We start from the raw sequence: 26,028 nt of genomic DNA, 5'->3' as shown, positions 1-26,028 counted from the left end.
GTTTGTTTTTTTCATATTTTTTAAAATAGCAAAAATGCTTTATAATTAATACATATTTTATAAATATGTATTTAGATATGGGGGAAATTATGTGAAACCTGTTTAAAGAAGTATGAAGATCACTTTTTAAAAATAAAGCAACTGTAGCAGGATTGACTATCCTTGTATTTTTAACATCTGGAATTTTTACAGTGATGCATGATACCGCAAAAGCTATGAAAAAGCAATATGAAAAATATCAAGAAATGTCAACATCACATGATTTAACGGTTGATCTTAATTTGCCTATAAATGGTTCCGTATATAATAATGGTTTTTTTATAAACGGGTTAAGTAAAGAGGATGGAAGTATAGATTATAATAAACCTATAAAGTACGTCCCTGAAAACTTTCGTGAATCTACAAATATTATTAATTTTAGCGAAGTAAGAGATAATTATTTTTCTTTAAGCAATTTTATTGATGATCCAAACTACAATAATAAATATATTTCTCGTTCAGATTTTTTAAATCTTTATAGTACATATATTCCTGAAAAACCCGAAACCGGAATATTAGATTTAGATTTTTCAAAATCAAATAAACAATTTTCTTTGAAACAAAAGAGAATAGTTCCTATTTATAAAAAAGTAAATAATAATTTCCAAAAAGAAGTAATAAAAACAACATTAAATAAATCTGCTACCTACCAATTTGATAAAGATTACATATTGAGTGATATAAGTTATATAACAAGTAAAGACGAAAATAGTGTTAATATATCTCAATTATCAACATTATTCATCAACCCAATGACTAATGTGATGACTTTTGATTCTCTAAAAGGGTATGAATGAGAAGATGATTTTGGTGTAATAAAAATTAATGGAAGCGAACTTGCACACTTGCTTGGTTTTTCGCCTTTAGAAAATAATAATTTTGTTTATAAAGTTGATAAAAATATAACTCCAAAATTAATTACAATTGACGAAAATGACAAAGCTTCTAATTTTTCTGTCAAACGTTTAAATAATAATTTTTCATATAACGACTTATTTCAAGATAGAAATATAGAAGTAGTAAGTGAGTCAAAATTTATATTTGAAGCCAGAGAAAAATACAATATACCTTTAAATTGGGCATTTAAGAAAAATAGAATTACCCACTATGAAAGAAAATTATATGAAACAACATACACCGGTGATACAAAAGATAAATGAACTGGATCATATAAAACTTTTATGGAAAACTTAATAACCGAATTTGGAGAAATTCCAAATGAGTACGCTAAATTTTCTTTTTGAGAAAAAAGTGTAACTACAGAAACAATACCATTTGTAGAGAAAAATGGCTCAATAGTATTAAGTAATGATTATAAGTCTACCGAGGATAAAAATATAATCACATTAGATGAAATGAACTTCATCAAACTTAAGGTAATGGATCAAAGTGAACAACCATCAGGCATTGATTTTGATAAATTTAAATTTAACGAAGATAAATATCAAACAATTGCGGAAATAGAGGGTTACAAAGAAATTGACCAAAATTTATATAACTCTTTATCTAACAAATCTATTGCTAATGATACATTAATTAAAATAAGAAATGGTGCTTTAACAATCACTAAATTAGATATTTATAAATATATTGAGAAAAAAGTATCAAACAAAAATATAGGTATAAGGCAATCCATAACAATTGATTCATTTGTCGATAATGAAGGAAAGAAAGTTTACCATTTAGTAAATACAGGTGATGAAAAAGAATCTATTTCAGGGATAATCAACAATATAAATAAATTGATAAACTCCTCTAAATATCCATCTTTAAATAAGAGTTCACAAAATATAGCTGATTATTTTAGAACAAAAGAAGTAGATCCTTATATTGCAAATGTAATAATAAGTCAAGCATCAGTTAACATATTACCATTTCCAGAGTATATTAAACCCGACTTCAATTTTGATGAAGTTATTTATACCAACGAACTAAATAATGATGTTTCAGTTCAAAACAGAGTTAAAGTTTATAAGTTAGCTCATTTTATTAATAATCCAACAGAAACAACAGATAAATATAATGTATTTGCAAACATTGGTATAACACCATTCGGCGAAAATAAATTTTTAATATTAGTTCCGGAATTTAATAACAAAAATGAGATTATTAGATGAAGAAATGCAAAAATCACTAATTTACAAAATGGTATTTTACAATCTAATCAATTACATAAATGATTATTATCAAATAATTTAACATTAAAAGTATTTTTACCTAATAATTCTTTTGTGGAAAAATCTCCAGATTATACAAATTCAGTTTATGTACCCTTTGGTTTTAGAGGACCTGATGTAGAAGTAGTAAATCAGGCATTAAATGAAAATACTTTAAAACTTGGTATCGAAAGATTGCAAAGAAATATAATAAATACTTCTTTTTATAAAGAAGGATTTATTAAGGAAGACACCATTTTTGTTTTTATAAAAGCGCTTAATACAACTTTTGATAAGAATGATTTTGCAAAAGTTTTTTCAAGTGGTAATATTAATTTTAATGTTTTACCAAAAATTATATTAGATGGTTTATATGAAATAACACATGACCTTTCTGGTGATTATTTAAGAAAGTTTTTACTAGATTTTATTGATAAATTAATTGAACTAACATCTAAATATAATGATGAAATAACAAAAAAAGAATATTTAGCTAGAAATCTTGATAATTTGTTTTCATTTATTTCACTATTATCAGGGAATAAGTTTTTAAATTTTAATTCCTTAATTTCTATTTTAAATGTTTCAAAAGATGTTGAAGTTTTTCTTTCTACAATCAAAGATATTGTAAATTCAATTAATTTTAGAAAAATAACTGATAGTACTAATGATTTCTTCATCAATAAACATAACAAAACCCAGATTATTGATGGTAAAAAATACGTTCGTAAACTAAGTTTATTCGATATTATGTTAGCTATTTTAGGTGGTATTGAGCAAACACCATTTAAAAATGCTATTGTAAAAATACTTGATAACATTAATATTGATTATGTTACTGATTTCTCAAATAAAGACAACCCTATCTTTTTACTTTTAGATTTCTTGCCAGGTTCTTTCAAGCTTTTATTTGAAAATTTAAACGCCTACAAAACTGATAGTAAGAACAAATATAAAAATGTTATTGATGGTCTTAAATTCTTAATTAAAAACTTTGATTTAAATACATTTATAAAAATATTGAATGAAAAAGTAAAAGAAGTAAAGTTTTCGGTAGACGCAAAAGAATTTAATAAGATTTTAGATACATATGTAGATGTAACTAGAGATAATGTTCTTACTAATTTAGAACCAAATGATATTATTTACGCATTCTTAAAAAGTATTTTTAATACACCTGGATCAAACAAAAGAGTAAAAGAAGAATTGGTAAAGATGCTTAATTTATCTTCAAAAGGTACAAGTATCGAAATTTTTGAAGGAAAATACATAACTATTCCAGCTGCTGATAATGAGAAAATTGGTTTTTTTGAAGTTATTAACCTTCTATCTTCTAACAACTCGACTAGCACTGCCACAACCCCAAGCAACAATGTTGCTACACATTCATCACCAAAAAGCATATTTACCAAAATTGAGATATTGATTAACTACCTCGAAAACTTAAACAAAGATATAGAAGTTGATTCTTTAAGTTTAGATAATAAAGAAACCATTTTAAGGTATTTTAATATTAATGTAAACAATGAAAAAGTCATCAAACTTGAACAATTAAAAAATATAATCAAAGATTGAAAAGAAATAATAAATATCTTTAAATTAGATCAAAACAAATATTCTATTGATGACATAACACATTCCTTTGCGGATCTAAGCACATCTCTTATTGATTATAAAAATTCAAGTAACTCAGGAATTTTTAATATCATTTCCTCAAAAATACTTTCACAATTAGTACCAGCCAACTATAGTGGATTTAACTATCTAAAAGATATTTTTCCTATTATTAAGGTATGATTTAAAATATTTGATGTAAAGAATGCTTCACATAAAAGATCTACAGAATTTGCTAACGCTTTATTAGAATTAGCAAATAAAAAAGATGTTATTGAATCATTTAATTCTTTCGAATTATTTCAACCATCTGCTCAAAACATTGCAGGTTATGAGGAAACAAATTTTGGTGTTTCTAGATCATTAGCAAATCCGAGGTTAATGAGGAATTTATTCTTCGCAAAAGACAATGGTATTTATAAAAATATTTATTTACGTGACTTAATTCAAAGATTCCCTGAATTTACTGAATACCTTTCTACTAATGATTATTTACTAACTCAAACTTTTTCATATATCGCTGCTTCAAGCCAATTTTATGGCATAGATAAAGATATAAAAGAATTTAAGAAAGCGAAAGTTAAATATCATAATATATTCTCACTTTACTTGAATGAATTTATTAATAACTTTTTACAAAAAGATGTTATTATTAAAAAATACAATAATTTAAATCAAATTTTATTTAATGAATATAATAACCTTTCTTTTGATAGTATAGGTGTCTCAGATATATTAATTAATAATGTTTTAAGACAAAAATTTCCTCAAATGATAATTTGAATGTTAACAGACACAAATAATATTGGAGACAATGGTGTCAATGTTTCTAATCTATCTTACTTTATCCAAAATAAATTAATTAATTTTGAGGATTTATTATCTGATGAAAAAACTGTAAAAGAATTTATTAAGAGCTTTACCAAAGAAACTGTTTTCGTTCCTTCTGTCGAAAACGACGTCACTTTTCAAATTGCAATTGACAACGATATTTTCGTCAAGTTACAAGATGAAATTTCAAAAAACCCTACTAAATATCAATTTTTTGGAATAGATTTAAATGAATTTTTCTTTGCAATATTAAATTCAATTACTGGATTGGCTCAAGTTAATAATGTTTTAACTTTTGACCAACCTGCGTCTTATATTGCAAAAGTAAATTACGCATTCCTAAAACAAAATAATAAAGAAATTTATACAGGAGAAATACCAAAAAACCCGGTAGAAGTTAGAGAATTAATTAACTTAATACCTGATAAATACACAATTAATATTAATGGCTCAAAATATATTATTATTGGAGAAGATATATCATTTGATTACTTCTATCCTATTTTAGACGAAGCGAACTTGCAAGTAAATACAAAGGACCAAGCTATTGTTTATGTAAACAACAATGGTTTTGACCGTGTTAGACAAGCGTATAGAGGTACCTTAGTTAAGGAATATTTAACAGTTAAATATGATGGTAAATCTGATGGTTCTTTGAAAAATTTACAAAATAACATTGAGAACTTTGTGCAATCTCAAATCGATGATGTAGCCAACTTAAAAAGAACTTATTTATATTCTGAATTAGACCCAATTAATCCTGAAAGAAGTTTAAGGGTTAAAACAGTAGAACAAATAATTAATTCTATATCATATACATCAAATATATTATTAGCAATATTAATATCATTAGTTACTGTTTCAGTAGTTTTCATTATCAAAAGATATATTTCTAATAAAAATAAAGTTATCGGTATATTAATTGCTCAAGGATATACACCTTTACAAATAGCTTCTTCACTTTCTGTTTTCGCTATTTTTACCTTGCTTATAGGTGATTTATTTGGTTATATAGTTGGATTCTTATTACAAAGCCAAGGGATTAAAATTCTACAAAGTTACTGAACTGTTCCTGTTGAAACATTGAATTTTGAACCTTTAACCCTTATTTTAAGTCTTATTATTCCATTTATATCTATGACAATATTAATTATTGTAATCGCATTAAGATCATTAAGGTATAAGTCAATTGATTTAATGTCAGGTATTGTTGAAGTTAATATAACTGAATTACACAACAAGTACCAAAAAGCCTTTAGAAAGAGAAAAATTACTACTAAATTCGGCGCTTCTTTAATATTCAATAGTTTCTGAAAATTAACTTCTTTCGGTATTTCTGTTGTGTTAGCAAGTATAACGACTATTATAGGGTTTGGTACATTTGGAGTTTTTGAAAAATCAATTAATCAAACGTACATAAATAGAAAATATAATTATAAATTTGACCTAGTCACCCCTACAAATGAGGGTGGGCTATACAATCCGTTTTCTGCAAAGGACTTAGAAAGAGTGTTATATGTACCATCGGGTGATATTAGAGAATTAAATCAATATCAACCTGATTACTTTGCTGCCGGTTCATCAAAAGCTATTAATTTATTTGATGAAGTATCTAAAAAACATAAGAACGGCGAACCAACTCCTTTTGATGGGCATGTTATTACTCAATTCTCAGTGAACTTAAAAATAGCATCAAGTGTTTCAATAGATCCTTTTGAAGTTGTTTATAACTCTCTACCAGATACCCAAAAGTCAAGAATTCTAAAATTGAGAAATGATGTAGGTTATGGTTTAATGAAGAGTCAAGAAGGGCTTGTTTTCTTAAATGAAGTGAACGATAAAGGTGAAACAGTAGAATCAAATATAATTAATATTAATAAAACTCTTGAAAATGGTGTTACTGAATTTTTCCAATATATACCAAATGCTGACAATATTATTAACGGTAAATTTTTCTTTGTGACTTGGGATAATGATCAAAAAATCTTTAACCATAAAGTAATTACAACCCAAGATTATAGAGATGAGTATAGAGAGTTCTTGATTAAAGGGTACAAATGATTAGAGAAAAATACTGAAATAAGAGATTATTATGTTTCATTTAATGGTGTTTTCTTGAATGAAGAAACAAACGAAACTTATACATATCTAGAATCAAACCTCAAAAAAGAAGATATTAGAATTTATGGTTATAAAACTAATTCATCGCAAATTAGAATTATGAATAAAGACGAAAAGGATTTATTAAAATCGATCGAGGAAGAGTTTACAAGAAATGGATCTTCGTTAGATAAACCAATTCCTTTAATAATTAATAATGTTTCTAAGAGAAAATTTGACCTAAAAAAAGGTGATCAAATAAAACTTAAAATCAACAATAAAGTTAATAGGTTGACTAAAAACATAGAAAGCAAGCTTGAAAAAGATTCTCTAACCGACACTGAAGAAAGTTTAAACAAAGAATACACTTTCTATGTATATGATTACAACCCAACATTTATAAATAATGAATTTATCATTCCAAAATCAGCCGCAGATATGATTATAGGTTTCGATGATTTAATCAGACATAAAAAAGAAATACTAAAAGATAATTTACCAGCTGATTTTGATGAAAATAAATATAAGTTTAACGGTATTTTATCAACAGATAAACTTCCAATTCAATTGATACTATCAACAGGACTTTATTCTCCTTCCGGATATTCAGGAAGTTTAGATAGCTTTAATATAGAGAATACAAGTAATAAAGACAAAAAAGATTTCTTTGATGCTTTATTTGCAACAAAAGAAACAAATCCAAATATAGTTGTTGAAGGTATGATGAAGAGGTTGGGTTATGATGATTTAGACATCGCTAAATTCCTGAACAAGAATTTTGATAAAGAAAAAGATAACTTTGTACAAGTATACAAAGAGGCAAGAGAAAATCCAGAGATTTATATAAAAGAATTTGCAAGTATGTTTGATAATCAATTATTTATTCCTAGTGCATATACTCTTGAGTCAAAAGATATAGAAGTAGGATTTACTTTATCAATAGCAAAAACAGTTCAAATTATAGTAACTATAGTAACAGCGTTGAGCTTCATGATTTCAATAATAATTCTTATAATAATTTCAACAATTCTAATTAATGAAAATGAAAGAAATATAGCTATATGAAGTATTTTAGGTTACTCAAATAAAGAAAAAATAAAGATGTTTTTTGGAATATATGTTCCATTCATCATAATATCTCTTTTATTTGCTTTCCCATTAGCCTATGGATTTATGAGTGTCTTTAGCGGATTCTTAACCACCTCTGCATCTATTTCTATACCTCTAACAATTTCGTTTATTAATATTGTCTCAACAACTTTAGTTGTTTTTGGTGTATTCATTATTGCTTCAGTACTATCATGGATAAATATAAACAAAATAAAAGCAATAGATTTATTGAAAGGAAAATAATATGAAAAATAACAAAATTTTTACAAAGGATTTTTGATTATCGATTAAAAATAAATTTCTTGCTTTAATTTTAAAATTATTTTCTAAGAAGAAATCTATGGATGATGATAAATCAGAACTAGTAATAACAAAAAAATCTTCTGACGTAAAAATAACAAAGAAAAATATTTTCAATGTTCTTGATGCTGAAGGCGGATCTAATAGGATGATAGTTGATAGATATATTGCCAGAAAACTGAACAATGTAGCAAAAAGACGAAGACCAAAAGATTCTTCAAAAGATTTAAAAAATTCTGAAAACGGAATCATAGAGGTTAAGAATGTAAGTAAATATTATTTATCAGGTAATTCAGTAACCCGTGTTCTAAAAAATGTTTCCTTGACTATTAATAAGGGTGAATTTGTTATGATATTCGGAAAGTCAGGTGGTGGGAAAAGTACCCTCTTAAACTTGATTTCAGGACTTGATAGGCCTTCTAAAGGAGATGTTATTGTTTGTGATACAAACTTACCATATTTAAGCGATCTACAACTTACACTATTTAGAAGAAAAAACGTTAGTTTTATATTCCAAAACTACAACTTATTACAAAATTTATCTGGCTATGATAATGTACAAACTGGTGGTTATCTTCAAAAAGATAAGGACAAAAAATTAGATATAAATCAACTTTTTACCGAATTTGGTATGGAAGATGTTAAAAATAAATATCCATCACAAATGTCTGGTGGTCAACAACAACGTATTTCAATTCTAAGAGCGCTTGCAAAAAACTCATCTATAATTTTTGCCGACGAGCCAACTGCAGCCTTGGATGAACAGACAACACAGTTAGTTTTGAGTTATTTATATGATATTAACCAAACATATGTAACAACAATAGTTATGGTAACTCACAACCCTCACATCGCAAATATTGCAACAAAAATTGTAAATGTTAAGGATGGAAAAATCCAAAACATAAGATTAAATAAAAATCCAAAACACCCTAAAGAATTAGAGTGAAAAGACTAAAAAAATAAGTCATAAAGACTTATTTTTTTTGTTAGGTAATTCAAATAACCTTGTGTAATAGTTAATTAATTCAAAGAAGATTCGTCTTTTTAAAAAAGCAAACAAATTATTTAAAAAACACATATTTTTTGGTTCATTCAAAAATACGAAAATTTTATTAATTAGAAAAGTCATATGCAAGTTAAACATGCATATGACTTTGTTTTTATGTATCCTGTAATAAAATAAATGTGCAAAAATAAGAAAGGATACATTAATATTATAATGAAAAATTTAGGAAAATGAATTTGTATTTTTGATCAATCAAAGAAAGAAAATAAATATACTCATTATGAAATTGCAGAAAATATTGATACTATTTGAAAGTTCCAAGGAAAATTAGAACTAACTAGAAATTTACAGAAAAAACAAATGGATATTGATTTAGTTTATAACGCTTTGTTTGAAATTAGTCAACGTATATCAATTCAAAAAGCCTCTAAAAAAATAAAAAGAGATGTGAGAACAATAAAAAACAAAATTGATCTTATGACTAGTAATGTTAATGAGAAAAGTCATATGCATGTTTAACATGCATATGACTTTTCTAATCAATATAAAACATCTTACAGCTTCTTATTTCAAATAGTGCTTTTCGAAATATCTTGCAAGCCCAGAATTGTTGCATGAGTGTTCAGTTACTTCATCAGCAATTGCTTTTAATTCATCAACAGAGTTGGCCATAGCTATTAATTTTCCTATTTTACCTTTTGTTGATGCATCATTCATAGAATCACCAAAATGAACAGCATCCATTGGGTCAATTCCTTTAGAGATACAAAAAGCCACTTCTGCATCACCTTTAGAAACATTTGCTTTAGTAATTTCTAACACATTATTAGAACCACTTAGTGAAACTTCTAATTTTCCTTCAAATTGTTTACTTCATTTTTCGGCTAACTTTTTGATTTTATTTTTTGATAATGATCATATTAATGCTTTATAAACATCAAAGTCATTTTTATAATCAGAATATTTCTTAGCTGTTTTCTTACCAAACCCCATAAGAAATCTATAAAACCAATTTTTTACAAATGCATAATCCTTTGAATTTGAATTATAAACAACAAAACACTTATTCTTTTGTATTTCGTCAAATAATTCTTGAGCAATGCTTTTTTCCATAAAATGTTTAGCTACAACAACACCGTTTTCAACTGTTTGAGCACCGTTTCAAGCGATATAAGTTTCTGTACCAAGCTTTCTAGCTATATTTAATGTTTTATCACTAACTCCTCTACCAGTTGAAATAACAACAGGAATCTCCTTTTGTAATTTATTAATTATTTTTTTTGTATATTCAGTAGGCTCTTTTAGTCAAAATTTTTCACCAGGTCCATCTAAAGTTGTACCATCAAGGTCTATAAAAATTATTTTAGGTTTTTTCATATTTTTATTATATAAAATTTTGTTGCTTTTCTGGAGAAAATTTTAAATAACATAAAAAACCACTCAAAAGTGTTGAATGGTTTTAATTATTTGCTTTTTTCTTTCATACAATGTAAAAAATAAAAGCTGCTGCCCCACCGAAAGAAAGTATTGAAAATACTATGAATAAAATAGAAAGAATTTTATTAATGCTTGATTTTTTTCTAGTCTGAACATTATTTTTAGTATTTTTAAAACTATTAAATATGTCTTTTGGATTTTTATCTAATTCTTCTTTTAAAATGCTTGATAATATATTTTTTGCTAATTCATTATCTTTTCCTAAAGTTTTTAATTGTCTTAATAATGATTTATATTTTAAAATATCTTGCGTTCTTGCTTTTGGATATTTAGAAAGGTCTAATTCATAGTCATTATAATTTAGATTAATGAATAATTCACTATATGAATTTTCTTCACCGGATAAATTTAAATAAATTTTTAAAAGGTTTTCTAGGCTTTCTGTTTGGGATATATTTATGAATTCATGAACTATTTGCGAAGGAATATTTAATGTTTTTACAAGGTTGTTAAGAATTATTTTGATGTACTTCTCTAGTTCTTGCGTCTCTTTATTTATATTCAAGGTAGTTTCGCTATTTTCGTTTTCCTTCATATTCTCTAAATTGAAATCTTTTGAAAGTTCAAAACTGTATTTAGAATTATGGATTTTTCTTAATATGTTATTTACTAAATTCACTTCGTTTGTGTTATAAACGCCACTAGACACCACAATAGGTTCAATTTCATTTTTATATCTTTCACTTAATTTTACTAAGCGACTAACAATTTCATTTAATCTTTCAAAAACTTGCCACACATTAAAAATATTATCGAAACTCAATTCTTTTTTATTTATATAATCAATAAAATGTTTTAATGCACTTGAACCTATGTTCCCTTGTTGAAAAATAGTTTCATACGCCTTTTTATTTAATGATTCAATTTTATTCAACAAATTATTGTATTTGTCTCAAAGTGATTCAATTTCGTTAAAATTAGAGTTAAGGGAGTGTTCTATAAAATTAAAACCTAGAAGATTGTTTTCTTTAAGTTTGTCAATCTGTTTTAATGTCTCTTGAAAATCTAATTTTACTTCATCAGGTATACCCTTCAATTTATCGAATTCTAGATTATTTATTGAATTAAAATTTTTAAATAAATTTTTGTAATATGCAGGATTTTCATTTAACTGCGTAAATAGATTATGAAATTTTTCGTTCTTATATTTTTCTTCAGAATATTCTTCATCTAGTATTTTTTTCTTGAAAGCATTTTTGATTTCATCTTCTAAATCAACATTTTCTATTAATACAACAAAAGAATCTCTAGAATTGTGAAAGTACTTTTCTTTTAATTTTAAAGTATCATTTAGAATGAAATTATTTTTAAGGCTTTGTACATCATCTTCTGTAGAAGATTTAATATCAAAATTATCAGGAAAATTTAACTCAATTTTTTGATTATCAGCAAGTTTATTTTTATATTTATCCAGTATTTCATTTGCTGTCACAACATTTTCATTATTTATTTTTGATTGATCGATAATAGGTTTAGCAATATCTTTATAATCGGAAACGACTTGCAATAATTCTTTTGATTGTTCATTGAGAATAGAAAATACTTTGTAAGCTTTCTCGATATCATTTAAAGAAGAAGTTGAATCATTGATTAATTCCTCTAGTTTTGATTTTGCCCCATCACCAACTTTGCCATTTTCTATTTCATTAAGAATTTCGTTTTTTCTATTTTCTTTAGTCTTTATAAATTCATTAATCTTTTTCTCTTTCTCATCAATACTTTGTTTAATCAAAGAGTTGAATGTCCCTTCTTTTATCGTGTTTTTGATTGTTTCTAATTCATTGCCGTCGTTTTGAAAGAAATCATTTCTATCTCCTTCAACTAATGCATTTATTCTGTTTGTAATTTCTTGAATTTTGTTGTAGTATTCTTCTAAATTATTTGCTCTAGTCGTTATTTCCTCTAAGTAAACAGCGATATTCTTTTCTTTAGCCAAATCTAATTTGTTTAAAATTTTTTCAGCTGCTATACTTAATTCAGGTTGCCTAGTAGATAATTCCTGCAACTTATTTTTTATACCTTCTAATTGACTTAAATTCTCTTCTAATCTTTTATTTCCATTTAATAATGTCGTTCTAGTTCTATTTTTATCATCCCCAACTAAAGGGTTATTAGAAGTGTAGGCATTTGTTGTATTAATGTTACCGAATGAATCATAAAACCCATTTTTATCTCTGCTTATTTCTCTTGATTTTCAAGCAGAAACATTATTAAATTGTCTTCCGTGATACTGACCGGTTCAACTTGATGCTGATGAATAAACTGACCCCTTTCTTCATGCAAAAAAGACTAAAGGCAAGTTATTATAATTGAAATTAAAGTTTTCTAAAAAGTATTTGTGACCATTTACATTTTTATAAAATCTATCATTAATAATGTTTAAATTTTTAATAAACCCATCAAGATTTTCTACAGAAGCCTCAGTGAAGTTTGGTTCACCATTATAAAGTGTTTGATTATCTAAAATTGTACGTCTAAATGCTTCATATGGCGAAGTTGGTGGATAACCATTATGGAATCAATCTTCAGATGATAAGTTAGAAGGTTTAATAGAAAAGTCAGATTCACCTTGTTCTTTAACAGGTCCTATAAAATCATTTGAGTTAACGCTTAGTTTTTTAAAGTGCGCATCAAATTCTCCGTCGTTTTCTGTGTGAAAAAACAAGTTTTCTAAATGATTTTGTGTTTTTATATTACCAATTAATAATGTTCAGTTTGATGCTAAACCAAAATAGAAAATATTTCTATCTCATGATGAAGGATCACCATTAACAACACTAATAGTCTGTTTTTGATAATTGTAAAAATAATTTATTAAGTTTTTATGATAATTAGCTAAATTTTTTAAATTTTGTAAGTTATTATTTGTGCTTGTATTAATGACAGAAACAAATTTATTATAAGAATTTAATGCTTTACTTAAAATGCTATTATAAGCTTCCGTACTAAGTGTATTTAGATTTTTTAACTCTTCATAATACATTTTTCCGGACTTTTTAAATTCATCATATGCTTGTTTAAAAACAGAGTCGTTCATAAACTCAGCTATTTCAAAAACCTTAAGTGAATCAAACTTAGTTTCCATAGTTTCGTTTAATCCAGTGAACTCTGATTTACTAAGAAGTTCTTTAAAATGAGTTGCTCCAAATGTGAGTGTAGTAAGTTTGCTAAACGCTTCCCTTGACTCAAAACGCATTTTTAATATTTCTCTTCAAACTAAGTTTTGATTTTCTTTATTGATATTTTCGACTTTTTCTTTTAAAATGTTTTTTTGACTTTCATTTAAACCACCTTCAAAGTCGTTTCATGAAAATTCTTCTATCATAGATAAATATAATTTTTTCTTATTATCTCAGTAAGTCTTTTCAGCTTTGTCTAGAACTTCATCATGTTCTGCGTTTTCTGCATTAGCAGAAACCAGAAAGGTTGGCCCAATAAAAGCCGTGCTTAAAATAGCACCTCCTGATAATAATTTCAGTTTGTGTTTTTTCATTTTTTATCCTTAATTATTTTATTTTTTAATTTGCACATATTATATATTAAAACTCTATAATACAAAAAACTGTAAATTTGCACATTTGTCTTGCTTAAATTAAGTAAAATATAAAAAAATCCATGGACTTCCAGGATTTTTTTATATTAATTTTTCGATAAATTCGCCAATAGCACCAGTATTGTGGTCGCCTATAATTATGTGTGCAACTTCCTTAGCATCAATAGTTGCATTACCCATAGCTACACCTATACCGGAATTTTTTAACATTTCAACGTCATTACCGCTATCCCCAAATGCGACAATATTTTTTGTTTCGAGTTTTAATTCATTAACTAGTTTATTAAGTGCATTAAATTTTGAAACATTTTTTCCATTAATATCTGTATAAACAGAATTTGTTAGATAAACCTCGCAATCATAATCTTTCAATTCTTTTTTTAATTCATCAGTTGCAAGACCTGCAATATTAATCTCATTTCTCAAAGCTATTTGGGTAATTTTCGAATTTGTATCAAAAACTAAGTTATTCATAAAGGTTTCGTCAACTGAATTAATTAGATTATTATCTTTTACATGAGATTTAGCTAATCAATCAGGAATTTTATTATCAGGTAAAATTGTATGATTTTGATCGATAAAATCGACTCTTAATATTGATTTATACTTTAGATGCTTTTTGAATATAATCGGAAAAACGTTAGGATCCAAGTTATTAATGATCTCATATTTTTGTGATTTCATATCGTATATAAGCGCTCCATTTGAGCAAATTAAATAATCAATATGATCCAAATTATGATTTTCAAAAAGAGGCAAAACATTTTTTAAGCCTCTTCCAGTTGCTATAACATTTATATGGTTATTATTTTTAGATAATTCTAGCGCTTTTAGCGTTTTAGGATGTGCTTTATTATCGTTTGTCAATAATGTTCCATCTAAATCAAAAGCAAATACCCTTTTCATTATTTAATAATTTCCATTCCGCCCATATATGGTACAAGAACTTTTGGAATTGAAATACTTCCATCTTCATTTTGGTAAAGTTCTAATAAAGCAGCAATAACTCTATCTACGGCTAATCCAGATCCGTTCATAGTGTGAGCGTATTCAGTTTCTCCATTTGAGTTTCTGAACCTAATCATTGCTCTTCTTGCCTGAAAATCACCCATATAGCTAACGCTAGAAACTTCTCTAAAACGTTGTTCAGATGGTAATCATAATTCAAGATCAACTGTTGTTCTGGCAGAAAATCCCATATCACCTGTGCACAATTGTAGAGATCTATACGGAATTTCTAATTTTTCCAAAACATCCTTAGCATCTTCTAACATTAATTCAAATTCACGGAATGCATTAATTGAGTTTGTAACCTTAACTAACTCAATTTTCTTGAATTGGTGTTGACGTAAAATACCTTTAGTATCCTTGCCAGAACTCCCGGCTTCTGATCTAAAACATTCTGTATATGCAGTAGCTTTAAAAGGTTCTTCAAGATCGACTATTTCGTTATTATATATATTTGTTAAAGTAACCTCAGCTGTAGGAATTAAATATTGATCTGCCCCATCAATTTTGTATAAGTCTTCTTTAAATTTTGGTAATTGACCAGTGCCATAAAGAATATTTTCATTTACAATAACAGGTGTTGTAAATTCGTTGTAACCTTTTGTTTGATGTAAATCTAACATAAAATTAATTAATGCTCTAACTAATTTTGAACCTGCATTTTTATAAACAACATACCTTGAACCTGATAATTTTACTGCTCTTTCTATGTCAATTATGTCTAGTTTCTTAGCGATTTCGTAATGTGGTAAAACATTTTTGACTAACCCTCTTCCTAATTTGTCCTTTGTTTCTATTACAACATTATCATTCTCGTCTAAACCAACAGGAACTGAGTCTAAAGGCAAGTTAGGAATAGACAAAATTAAATCATTAATTTGTGAATTTAGTTCATCTGCTTGAGAAGTTAGTCTAGATTCTTGATTTTTTATACTATCAATTTCTTCTTTTAATTTTTTAAGTTCATTAGGATTATTTTTAAATTGACCAAATAATTTTGATAATTTTGATAATTCACTTTTTTTGCTTTGTGCTTCAAACATAAATTGTCCTCTGTTTTTAGCTTTATCAACAAGTTGATCAAAAATATCAGTGTTAAAACCTCTATTTTTTAATGATTTTTTAACATATTCTGTATTCTTCAAAATGTATTTTAAATCTAGCATATTTCCTCTTTTCTTTTTAAAATTATACTATATTTTCCGGACCGGATTTTATTTAATTTAACACTATATTGAACTAAAAAATAGAGCAAAAATTCAAAATTTCAAAATTAATAATTATATTGTATAATATAAACACGCTTATAATAGATATAAAATAAATCAAGGAGGCAAAATGAGCAAAAGAACATACCAACCAAATAAACGTAAACACGCTAAAGTGCACGGGTTTAGAGCAAGAATGAAAACTGCTAACGGTAGAAAAGTATTGGCTGCTAGAAGAGCAAAAGGTAGAAAAAGACTTACTGTTTCTGATAAATAATTTTAAATTATGCAAAAAGAATTTCGACTTAAAAAAAATTGAGACTTTCAAGAAATTATTGATAGTAAGCAATCTATTAATAATAGTTTTTTAGTAGTTTATTACAAAAAAGCCGAAAGTTTTAAAGCAGGTATTACAATACCTAAAAAATTTGAAAACTCAGTAGGTCGTAATTTTAATAAACGGCAATTAAAAGCAATAATTAGAGAACTTAATTTGTATGAGTTAAATTATCACTTTGTAATGATTGCCCGTAAAAAGTTTTGTGAATCCGAGTACAAGTTTAAAAAACAAGGAATTGATGAACTTTTTAAGAAATTTAGGAATTATGCAAAAAAAACAAAAATTTAATTATTTTTCTAATCCAGAAAACGATCCAAATGAAAAGAGAAGAGTGTTTTTCAAAAAATCTTGAAAGATAACTAAAATACTTCTTTATTTATTTGCTTTTTCTGTTACTTTAACAGGGTGTGTGCAATCATTTGTATTAAAAACTTCATCCAATGTTGGTAATAGCATTGAATTTTATAGCAATAAAGAGGATATTGCACCCAAATTAAATACTTTTAAACCAGAAAGTGTTTCAAACACAATCAACAAATATGATAATGAAGGAAACTTAAAAGAGGGACAAGAAATTAAGTTGTCGCTTGATGTTCTTAAACAAAATGAGGATGCCAACATATTAGTTGATAACAAGGATATTATTAAAAAATTAAGTGAACAAAGTTCTACAAATAAAGGTGAGTACGGTAAACCAGGGGTTTTTTCTTCAGGATTTAGTACACAAGATATATCGAATGAAAAACTTTCTTCATTAGGGTACTCTACAAATAACAAAAACGAAAAATTCCATATCATTGAAAGGAATAATAAGTTTCTTTTTAGAAATGAAAGTGAATTAAAATATAGCTATGTTAACGATTTAAGTTCAGTTGACAATGAAATTTTAATTTGAACATATGTTCCTGATTCAAATGTACCATTTATTGAATTAAAGAAACACGAAAAAAACTCAGTAAATAGTTCAGGGAAAGAAATAAAAACTCAAATAAACTCAGTGGATGCTGATGGTAAATACACAGTTTCTTATGTTTCAGGTTTACAAAAAGTTGATTTTGTTTCTGAAGAAACTTTAAATGCTATAAGCGAAAGTACAACAGAAACAAAGAGTATTGCCAATAGAGCATTTGCTAGAGATGTTCTTCAAACTTTCTATAACTATTCTTTTGGAAAAGAAAGTTCTTTCTTAAAAGAATTAAATAAAGTAACGTTAGCAGAAAGACAAAAAAGTTTTGCTTCATTTTCAGAATACTTTAAGTATTTAGTATCTTTAATTACTGATAAAGAAAATAAAATCAAAAACAATAATGAAGAATTATTCAAACTTTCGCAAGAGGAATACGCAATTATAAACATTTATCAAGAAGTTGTAACTTCTTGAATGTCAAAATTTGGTATTGTACCAGCAAGAGATGCAAAAAGTAAATTTAAAACATACTTATCTAATAAAATAATTAATTCATCTAATAAATATGATGTAAATAAGTATTCAATAGAAGAGTTTTTAATTGATTATAATTCAAATGTTTCTACATTTAATCAAAATGATAAAAATGAAAAAACATCAGAATTTTACACAAATATTTTATTTGCAGGGGACTATCCAATTCAACCTATATACACTTGAAAACAAGCATGAGAATATGGTCCATTTTATGGATTATTAGTTTACCCATTGTCGGTAATGGTGCAATCATTAAGACAAGCTATGCCAGAATTAAATGGGTGAGCAACAATTATAGCTATATTAATAGCAGTTATATTTACTCGTTTGCTTGTTCTTGCTTTCTCATTTAAAGCAACAATGATGCAGTCAATTCAAGAAGGTTTAAAAAGCAAAAAAGCAGCTATAGAAGCTAAATATATTGGTTTTGAAAATAATAAAACAATGAAGATGAAGAAAAACCAGGAAATACAAGCATTGTATAGCAAATATAATATAAATCCAATGGATCAATTTGCTAACTTATTATTATCTATGCCTATATTCTTTGCTATGTGAAGAGTTATACAAGGAATTCCTGAGATTAAACAAACAGTTTGATTAGGTATAAATTTCTCTTCTGTTTCTTGACAAAAGGTCACAAGTGGTGAGTTTGTTTATTTATGAATTCTTATTGCCGCAATCTTAGTACAATTAATCTCTCAACTTCTCCCTCAATTATTAAATCGTCGTAAAAACAATTTAACTATGACAATAAGTGAGAAACAAGCTCTTAAAAAATCAGAAAGAACACAAAGAATAATGATGATTGTATTTACCGGTATAACTATTCTTTTTAGTGCCGGTGTTCAAGTTTATTGATTATTCGGAGGATTGTGACAGATAGCACAAGTTCTTGGGATTCATAAATTGAAAAAAACAAAATGATTCAAACAAAAATATTCTAAAAAAATGATGAAAAAATAAATACTTAGGTATTTATTTGCTGAATTGCAAAGTCAAGTGCAACAGTATAATTAAAAAATCCCTCCCATCCGAACCCAAAAAACTTAACCGTTTTTAAGGTTCGGATGGGAGGGATTTTATTATTATTTTCTTAATAAAATATAAAATTAAATTGGTGCTTTTTAAAAAAAGAAAAAGCACCAATTTATAAACTCCGGAGGTGCTCGCTATTAATTATAAACATTTTAACTTAGAAAAAAGAATTGAATTAGAGATTTTACTTAAAAAGTTTGAAACACCTATTTCTGAAATTTCTAAAATTTTAGGTTTTACAAAATCATCATTATTAAGAGAAATTAAAAATAATTCAAATGAAAATGGTTATATTGGTATGGAAGCGCATAATAAACATTTAAATAGAATAAGGTGAAAGGAACAAATTAAACTCGTTAATAATATGAATAAGTATGAAGAATTTACAAAGCAGTTTATTTTAAAATTTAACAAAAAATATTTTGGTGTAGATTTAACTCACTTTTATATTCAACATCATTTCAAATTTAGAATACCTACTTTAAGAACAGTATTTAATTGAATAAATAGTGGTCTATGAGTATTAGATTCAAAACAACGTTTAAGAAAATATAGCAAAGGAAGAAAAACACACGATGTTGTTAAAACTTTAGTAGGTAACAGAATAGTAAAACCTATATGAACAAGGGGTTTTAATAAAAATTTTGAACATGAATTTGGTCACTGAGAAATAGATTTAATAGTAGGTAAAAGATCAAGTCTATCATCTCATTTATTAACATTTACAGAAAGAAAAACAAGGTGAGGACTCATAATAAAATTAGATAATAAAAATCCTTGAAAATTAATATTAAAACTTTGAGAATATATTAAAATCTACAAACTAAATGTGAAATCAATAACTGCTGATAACGGATTTGAATTTAAAACTTTATTCTATATTGGTTACAGATTAAATATAACAATTTATCAAGCTGATCCATACGCTTCTTTTCAAAGAGGATTGAATGAAAATTTCAATGGATTAGTGAGAAGAGAATTTCCAAAAGGAACAAATTTTAATAAAATAACAGAAAAAGAAATTTATGATCTTCAAAAAACTATAAACAATATGCCTAGAAAAATTCATGATTATTTTTCTGCTGATGAATTATTTTTTAATTTAAACTATAGAGATGAGCCTTGGAAAGAAATACCTAAAGAAGAACCTCTTTATATTTATAGTGAAAGAAAAAGAATTTCAAACACTAGTAGAAACTCATTTTTTAAAAAAATGAAATAAATCAATTTTTTCAAATTTTCTAAACAAAAAACAACAACCATTTTTTAATTTATGATTGTTGTTTTTGTATGCAAAATCAGTGTTGCACTTGACTTTGCATTTTGGGAAATAAATACTTAGGTATTTATTTTTTTGTAAAAAAAAAAAAAATATTTTTTTGTATTTTCAAAATTTATATTATAATATTCTCAGTGGTCATAGCAAGAGGGATCACCTGATACCATTCCGAACTCAGTAGTTAAGCCTCTTTACGCCGACGATAGCCGAAAGGTGAAAATAGGGAGCCGCTGTTTTTTTTATTCTTTTTTTACAAAACAGCTCAAGTAAGGTAGATTTAAATCCTCTATCTCTAGAACAGAATAATAGTTAGGGTTTACGTTTGTGACTTTTTTTAGTTTAACTACGGAATTTTCTAAATCAAAATATAGTAAAATTAAAAGATCTGGATCTTTTGAATATAGTTTGTTCAATACTGAAAACAAGTTATGTTCAATTTTTTTATTTATGTTTTTTAGTTTTCAATAGTTAAACTTAGACCAAGAAGATTTTATAAGAATATTTAAACAAACTTTTTCATTATTTAAAACAATATATGGAAGAAGGTTTTCACCTTCATAATTTTTCTTAGGTATAATAATGTTTTTTTCAACAAATAATAAAGTTGTAAAGGTTTCTAAACTTATGACAACTTCATATGGATGACTTGCATGCTGTCTCAATAGCAAACTGTTTAATGTTCCTGAAAACAAACTATAAACAAATTTGTGTTTTCTTGCCAATTCATCAAAATTTTTTAAAGTTGTCATAAAATTAGTATTTTTCATAAAAATAATTATATTAAATTATTAGTAAACATTTAACAAACATTTTTTGGTATAATTTATATAAAATATTATTTTATATAACAAACATTTAATGATTGGAGAAGAAATGGCCAAAAGACAAAGATCATTTTTTGAACGTCTATCTGAATTGAACGATAATTTTGAAGATAAAAATAAGAAAGTAAATAGAAAGACGAAAAGAAATTGAATTAATTACGGTATTTTAGGTGGACTAGCGGCAATTCTTATTGCTGGTATAACCATTCCGCTTGCTATTAATACAACAAAAATCAATTATGTAGAAGCTAAAAAGGATAAAGAAACTGCTTTTAAGTTTGAGAACGGTGCTAGTGTTTCGGTAAAAGAATTTTCGGATAAATTAAAGAAAGAAGAAGTTAGTTACTCTGATAAATTCAATGATATTTATAGAAAAATTATTTTTTATATGTATGAAAAAGAATTTTTGGCTTCTAAACAATACCAAGAGATTTTTAATAATTCTTTGAATAGCAACGAAAATGTAAATTTATCTTTAGAATTGAAATCATTAGAACAAATTAAGGATAATCAAAAGAAAAAAATTGAAGATTTAAAAAATAACTTAAGAAAAAGTTATGGATTTTCAACTTGAGAGAATGTCTTTAAGGAAAGATTGCTTTCTGAAGAGTATGGTAAAAGTGCAACTGAAGAAAAAGCAATTGAATATCTTACATTTAAAGAAGTTGAATCAGCAGCATTAAGAAGTCTAGAAATAGAAATAAAAACACTAGATTTAAGTTTTATTGAAAAAACTGCTAAAAAAACAATCTACAAAATAGATGCAAATGGTAATCAAGTAAAAGGCGCAAATAACGAAGCACAAATCTTATTTAAGCAAGGAGAAAAAGTTTTCCCTTACTTCGAGAAAGATGTAAATTACTTTGTTCAAGAAAATAATCCAACTAAGGCCACTGTTATTACTACTAAGTCATTTATTCCTGAATTAATTAAAATTGATAATGTTCTTTTGAATTATTTTAATTCTCAAAACATTCTTATACCATCATCAATTTTACTCCCTGGTGTTATTAGTTCAGATCCAAGATTTTCATTTAGTCTTAAAGATTCTGGCGCAAAACAAAAGTTTATAAATAATTTAAAATATTCGGTTTCTAAAACAAAGGATAATAATATTCAAATCTCTAAAAATATTTCTTTATTAACATCTTTTAAAAAATCAAGTGAATACGGATTGTTTAATGGAAACGAGAAATTAGAGGACTTTAAAAAAGAAGCTTCTAATTATGAAACTTATTTAAATGCGCTAACTCTAACCAAAGGTGATACTCTTGGATTCTTAGGTGTATCTAGTGCTAGCGAATTAATTGATAATAATATAGAACTTGCGTTTGGTGTTGTAGCAAACAATTTATTGAAGAATACCGATGATTTTAAATCTATAAATTTAGAAAACTTATTTAAAATGCCTTCTGGTTATAATGCCTCAGCGGAAGCAGAAATAGAAAAATTATTAAGGGAAGCAGAAAATATACAAAAAGATTCAAATATCAACGATATAAATGAAAAAATGAATAAGGTATCTGCAAAGTTAGAAGAAGTTAACACCTTAATAGATAGTTACTTTAATGAGTTAAATGACGAACAATTTAATAAAGTAATTCATGATAATTACAATAAAAATTTAGAAATAACGATTGAAAACAAAAAATATAATTCTTTAGTATATAAAGTAGAAAATAAGGATGATCAACTACTAGTTTTAACAAAATCAGGAATTTCAATATTCACAAACGAAAAAGCAGAAACATTAGATAAGTTCAAGGAATATCTAAAGAATGATTTAAAGAACATCGCTAAAGGAAATAAAGCATTTTTCTCTTTTGATAAAAAAATCAATTCATTGAAGTCAAAAGAATCACTAGTTATTAATTATTTATCAAATGAGCAATTTATTAATTTTATTTTAAATCAAAAAGATTCCAACAATGAATTATATACAAACGAGTCAATCACTAAATTAAAGGAAGAAGTTGAATCTGTTAAACAAGGAATTGAATTAAAGAACAAAATTAATTCATATGAAAAGATAGATAAATTTATCAATGAAAAAGTTAACTCTTTAAGTAACATTAATTTTAAAAATGTTGACGGAAAGGTTAAGGTTGTTTATTTAGGAAGCGACGCAACATCAATAACAACAAGTGATAAGACCGCATTTGAATTATCGCTAGATGCATTTAAAGAATATTTGATGAAAGGAGCTAAATAATGAAATTTATTAAAAAAATATTACCATTAGCTTCTTTATCAATTTTTCCGGTTTTAACTATAGCTTGTGGTAGAGATGTTAACACTACTGAAAAAATTGAGCAAGATAAACTTTTTGCGTCTTCTAACGCAAAAGATGTTATTGAATTAATGTGACTTGATGAAACATTAAAAAATGTTTATAAAATTAGTGAAAAAAGCAATATTGAAAATCAAGCCTTTAAAAACGAGGCTTATCAAGTTTATAAGACTTTTGTAAAGAATGAATTACATAAAGATTCAAAATATCTTTCAAAGCAGATAGCTGATTTATTATCAAAAGGTGCATTAAAATCTGATGAATTTAAAAAATTGCAATCATTATTAAATTCTTACTTACCAGAGATTTCTCTTGAACAATTTATGATTTTATATTTAAACAAAGAATCAAATGTACATTTAATAACTAATAAGAATTTATTGGTTCATAAGTATTTAACAATTTCAAACGAAGATGAAATTAAAAAAGTTTACTCATCAAAATACGATTCAAGAAAAAATGATTATGTTTTAGATAATTTTATCTTGATTGATTATTTAATTAATAAAAAAATAACCCAAACATGATTATACGAAAGTTCAAGTGATAATGACGTATTCACTTCATCGTTTAAAACTATCAATAATATCAGTGATTACAATGAAATATCTCTAAAACATTTTGATTCATCTAAAGTAGCAAATAGTGATGTTCTTTTCTCAAACAGAGAATTTGAGACAACATTAGGAGGTTATAAAGGTTTAGAAACAACTTCTTTATCTTTTGATTATTCTTTAGCTACACTTAAAGAATTGACAGCTGATTCAGTGGTAAGTGGTTTCTATGATTTTTCAAAAAATAATTTAGTTAAAGTAGATAGTAATACAAAAACATTAGCAAATTCTATTTCTATTTCTCCTGAAGGAAAAAAAGTCAAAATATCATATTTAAATAGAATTGTTCCTATCGGTAAAGAATTCACAATTGATAACCCAGATGCTTCTCAAAGAGAAAAAACTCCTAAAATAAATGTTAAAAAGCTAACAATCGAAGGCACATACTTCGCAAATGATTTAGTGAAGTTATCAACTTCTTTATATAGTTTTGATCAATCGTTGTATAATAGCGCCGTAGATGCTTTTGTAGCTTTGGGTAATAAAATTAAGTTGGAATTAAAGGACGAAAACTTAAAGAAAGCTATTGAAGGTTTAAAATATGCAGAATAAAAGTATTTTCACAAAAATAATAAATAGAGAAATCGAAGCGAATATTTTATACGAAGATGAAAAAGTTATAGCTTTTTATGATATAAAACCAGTACAACCAGGACATTTTTTAGTAGTTCCTAAATCGCCTGAACCAAATATATTAGAAAATAATGAAGAAGATTATTTATATTTAATGGCTATAGCAAGAGAATTAGCGGCATTATATATAAAAGAGAATAATTGTAAAGGGTTTAAATTACAAATTAATTCCGGATCCGTAGCCGGTCAAGAAGTGTTCCACACTCATGTACATATAATACCCTTTAAATAAATATAAAAATCAGAATAGAGTATAGTATTCTGATTTTTTTAATTTACAATTCAATTTGACTTTCGATAAATTTCATTAAATCAATAAATTGATTAATCATCTTAATTGATTTAGATTTGTTACCTGCAAAATACTCATCTAATTTTAATAAATTATTTTTTTGATTTTCTTTATATGAATCCAATATTTTTCAAAAAATGGAATTATTATTGTTAGAATTTCTAATTTCAGTCATTAAAGTATTATAGTGATCTTTAAATGTAGACATTTGCTCTTCATTGTTTTTATCGCCGATATTTCGCCTTGTGGCAACATAATTTTGGTAAATAAAATTATAAAAATTTAGTAACGATAACTTAAATTTATTTTTTTCTAATTAATATTTAAATATAGAGATGAGATTTGAAAAGAAATACCTAAAGAAGAGCCTCTTTATATTTATAGTCAAAGAAAAAGAATTTTAAACACAAGTAGAAACTCATTTTTTAAAAAATGAAATAAATCAATTTTTTTAAATTTTCTAAACAAAAAACAACATACTAAAAAGCAAGCTAGGATTGAAAATATCCATAATCATAAAATATTTTTGCCTCTTAATCATAAGTTGTTATTTATTATTGATAGTATTATTAGGTTTTTGTAGTTAATTCTCTAGTTAATTAATTTTTAATATAAAGGAAGGAAGTAAAATTGAAAAAATAAAAAAACAATAATTAGAAAGTAAGTAAAAATTAATTTAAAGAAGGAAAACTGTTATTAAAGAGTTTGCATTATATTTAGACTTTTATTTAATTTTTTATAAAAATATATTTTATTCAGGAGTTGAAACTAAAACGGAAATATTGAATTAACTACAAAATAATTATATCTATTGTTTAATTTGATAAAAGGAAAATATTAAAATTTATG

The 26,028-nt window shown here is 25.8% G+C and carries 16 protein-coding genes and 1 rRNA gene; 11 read left to right on the top strand and 6 right to left on the bottom strand.

Annotated elements, in window-relative coordinates:
• Positions 1 to 89: 89 nt before the first annotated feature.
• The 3 genes from AXW82_RS03485 to AXW82_RS03475 all read left to right on the top strand — a co-directional run bounded on the left by AXW82_RS03485 (position 90) and on the right by AXW82_RS03475 (position 9,678).
• Positions 90 to 8,093, top strand: coding sequence for an FtsX-like permease family protein (locus AXW82_RS03485; protein ID WP_004794100.1), 8,004 nt, complete (start codon positions 90 to 92; stop codon positions 8,091 to 8,093).
• 1 nt (position 8,094) lies between these two features.
• Positions 8,095 to 9,108 (top strand): ABC transporter ATP-binding protein, encoded by a 1,014-nt coding sequence (locus AXW82_RS03480; RefSeq protein ID WP_004794099.1) that lies wholly within the window; start codon positions 8,095 to 8,097, stop codon positions 9,106 to 9,108.
• A 264-nt stretch (positions 9,109 to 9,372) separates the two neighbouring features.
• A complete protein-coding gene (locus AXW82_RS03475; RefSeq protein WP_060913346.1) occupies positions 9,373 to 9,678 on the top strand; it encodes a hypothetical protein in 306 nt (101 codons plus the stop codon).
• Between the two features lie 45 nt (positions 9,679 to 9,723).
• On the opposite strand, the gene AXW82_RS03470 is transcribed toward AXW82_RS03475, so the two are convergent.
• From AXW82_RS03470 to serS, 4 genes are all read right to left on the bottom strand, one after another.
• Complete coding sequence (locus tag AXW82_RS03470) at positions 9,724 to 10,536, bottom strand: HAD-IIB family hydrolase (RefSeq protein WP_004794092.1); 813 nt, start codon at positions 10,534 to 10,536, stop codon at positions 9,724 to 9,726.
• Positions 10,537 to 10,618: 82 nt separating this feature from the next.
• Complete coding sequence (locus tag AXW82_RS03465) at positions 10,619 to 14,149, bottom strand: rhoptry family protein (protein ID WP_004794090.1); 3,531 nt, start codon at positions 14,147 to 14,149, stop codon at positions 10,619 to 10,621.
• A gap of 141 nt (positions 14,150 to 14,290) precedes the next feature.
• Entirely contained in the window at positions 14,291 to 15,115 is an 825-nt protein-coding gene (locus tag AXW82_RS03460; RefSeq protein ID WP_004794089.1) for a Cof-type HAD-IIB family hydrolase, read from the bottom strand.
• Positions 15,115 to 16,383 (bottom strand): serine--tRNA ligase, encoded by a 1,269-nt coding sequence (gene serS / locus AXW82_RS03455; protein ID WP_004794087.1) that lies wholly within the window; start codon positions 16,381 to 16,383, stop codon positions 15,115 to 15,117. The genes AXW82_RS03460 and serS overlap by 1 nt, the downstream gene beginning before the upstream one ends.
• 172 nt (positions 16,384 to 16,555) lie before the next feature.
• Between serS and rpmH the strand changes: the two genes are divergently transcribed.
• The 5 genes from rpmH (at position 16,556) to rrf (ending at position 20,762) form a co-directional block, all read left to right on the top strand.
• Positions 16,556 to 16,702, top strand: coding sequence for a 50S ribosomal protein L34 (gene rpmH, locus AXW82_RS03450; RefSeq protein WP_004794083.1), 147 nt, complete (start codon positions 16,556 to 16,558; stop codon positions 16,700 to 16,702).
• A gap of 9 nt (positions 16,703 to 16,711) precedes the next feature.
• Positions 16,712 to 17,053, top strand: a complete 342-nt coding sequence (gene rnpA, locus AXW82_RS03445; protein WP_004794074.1) for a ribonuclease P protein component — start codon at positions 16,712 to 16,714, stop codon at positions 17,051 to 17,053.
• Positions 17,031 to 19,175 carry a membrane protein insertase YidC gene (gene yidC, locus AXW82_RS03440; protein ID WP_223212192.1) on the top strand — a complete coding sequence of 715 codons (2,145 nt, stop codon included), beginning with the start codon at positions 17,031 to 17,033 and terminating at the stop codon, positions 19,173 to 19,175. Before rnpA ends, yidC begins: the two co-directional genes overlap by 23 nt.
• Positions 19,176 to 19,374: 199 nt before the next feature.
• A complete protein-coding gene (locus AXW82_RS03435) occupies positions 19,375 to 20,469 on the top strand; it encodes an IS30 family transposase (protein WP_060913345.1) in 1,095 nt (364 codons plus the stop codon).
• A 187-nt stretch (positions 20,470 to 20,656) separates the two neighbouring features.
• Positions 20,657 to 20,762, top strand: a 5S ribosomal RNA gene (gene rrf, locus AXW82_RS03430).
• 3 nt (positions 20,763 to 20,765) lie between these two features.
• Here rrf and AXW82_RS03425 read toward each other — a convergent pair.
• Complete coding sequence (locus tag AXW82_RS03425; protein WP_223212191.1) at positions 20,766 to 21,293, bottom strand: hypothetical protein; 528 nt, start codon at positions 21,291 to 21,293, stop codon at positions 20,766 to 20,768.
• Between the two features lie 106 nt (positions 21,294 to 21,399).
• Between AXW82_RS03425 and AXW82_RS03420 the strand changes: the two genes are divergently transcribed.
• Genes AXW82_RS03420 through hinT form a run of 3 tightly spaced genes read left to right on the top strand, consistent with a single transcriptional unit; the run spans position 21,400 to position 25,119 of the window.
• On the top strand, positions 21,400 to 23,562 hold the full coding sequence (locus tag AXW82_RS03420) for a HinT-interacting membrane complex protein P80 (RefSeq protein ID WP_004795123.1): 2,163 nt from the start codon (positions 21,400 to 21,402) through the stop codon (positions 23,560 to 23,562).
• Positions 23,562 to 24,806 (top strand): HinT-interacting membrane complex lipoprotein P60, encoded by a 1,245-nt coding sequence (locus AXW82_RS03415; RefSeq protein WP_004795126.1) that lies wholly within the window; start codon positions 23,562 to 23,564, stop codon positions 24,804 to 24,806. Before AXW82_RS03420 ends, AXW82_RS03415 begins: the two co-directional genes overlap by 1 nt.
• Positions 24,796 to 25,119, top strand: coding sequence for a histidine triad protein HinT (gene hinT / locus AXW82_RS03410; protein WP_004795128.1), 324 nt, complete (start codon positions 24,796 to 24,798; stop codon positions 25,117 to 25,119). The genes AXW82_RS03415 and hinT overlap by 11 nt, the downstream gene beginning before the upstream one ends.
• A gap of 43 nt (positions 25,120 to 25,162) precedes the next feature.
• Here hinT and AXW82_RS03765 read toward each other — a convergent pair whose 3' ends face one another.
• Positions 25,163 to 25,354 (bottom strand): hypothetical protein, encoded by a 192-nt coding sequence (locus AXW82_RS03765; protein WP_223212190.1) that lies wholly within the window; start codon positions 25,352 to 25,354, stop codon positions 25,163 to 25,165.
• Positions 25,355 to 26,028 lie beyond the last annotated feature (674 nt).

This window comes from Mycoplasmopsis canis PG 14, assembly GCF_001553195.1.
Classification (GTDB): Bacteria; Bacillota_I; Bacilli_A; order Mycoplasmatales; family Metamycoplasmataceae; genus Mycoplasmopsis; species Mycoplasmopsis canis.
This window is presented reverse-complemented; position numbering and strand designations above follow the sequence as displayed.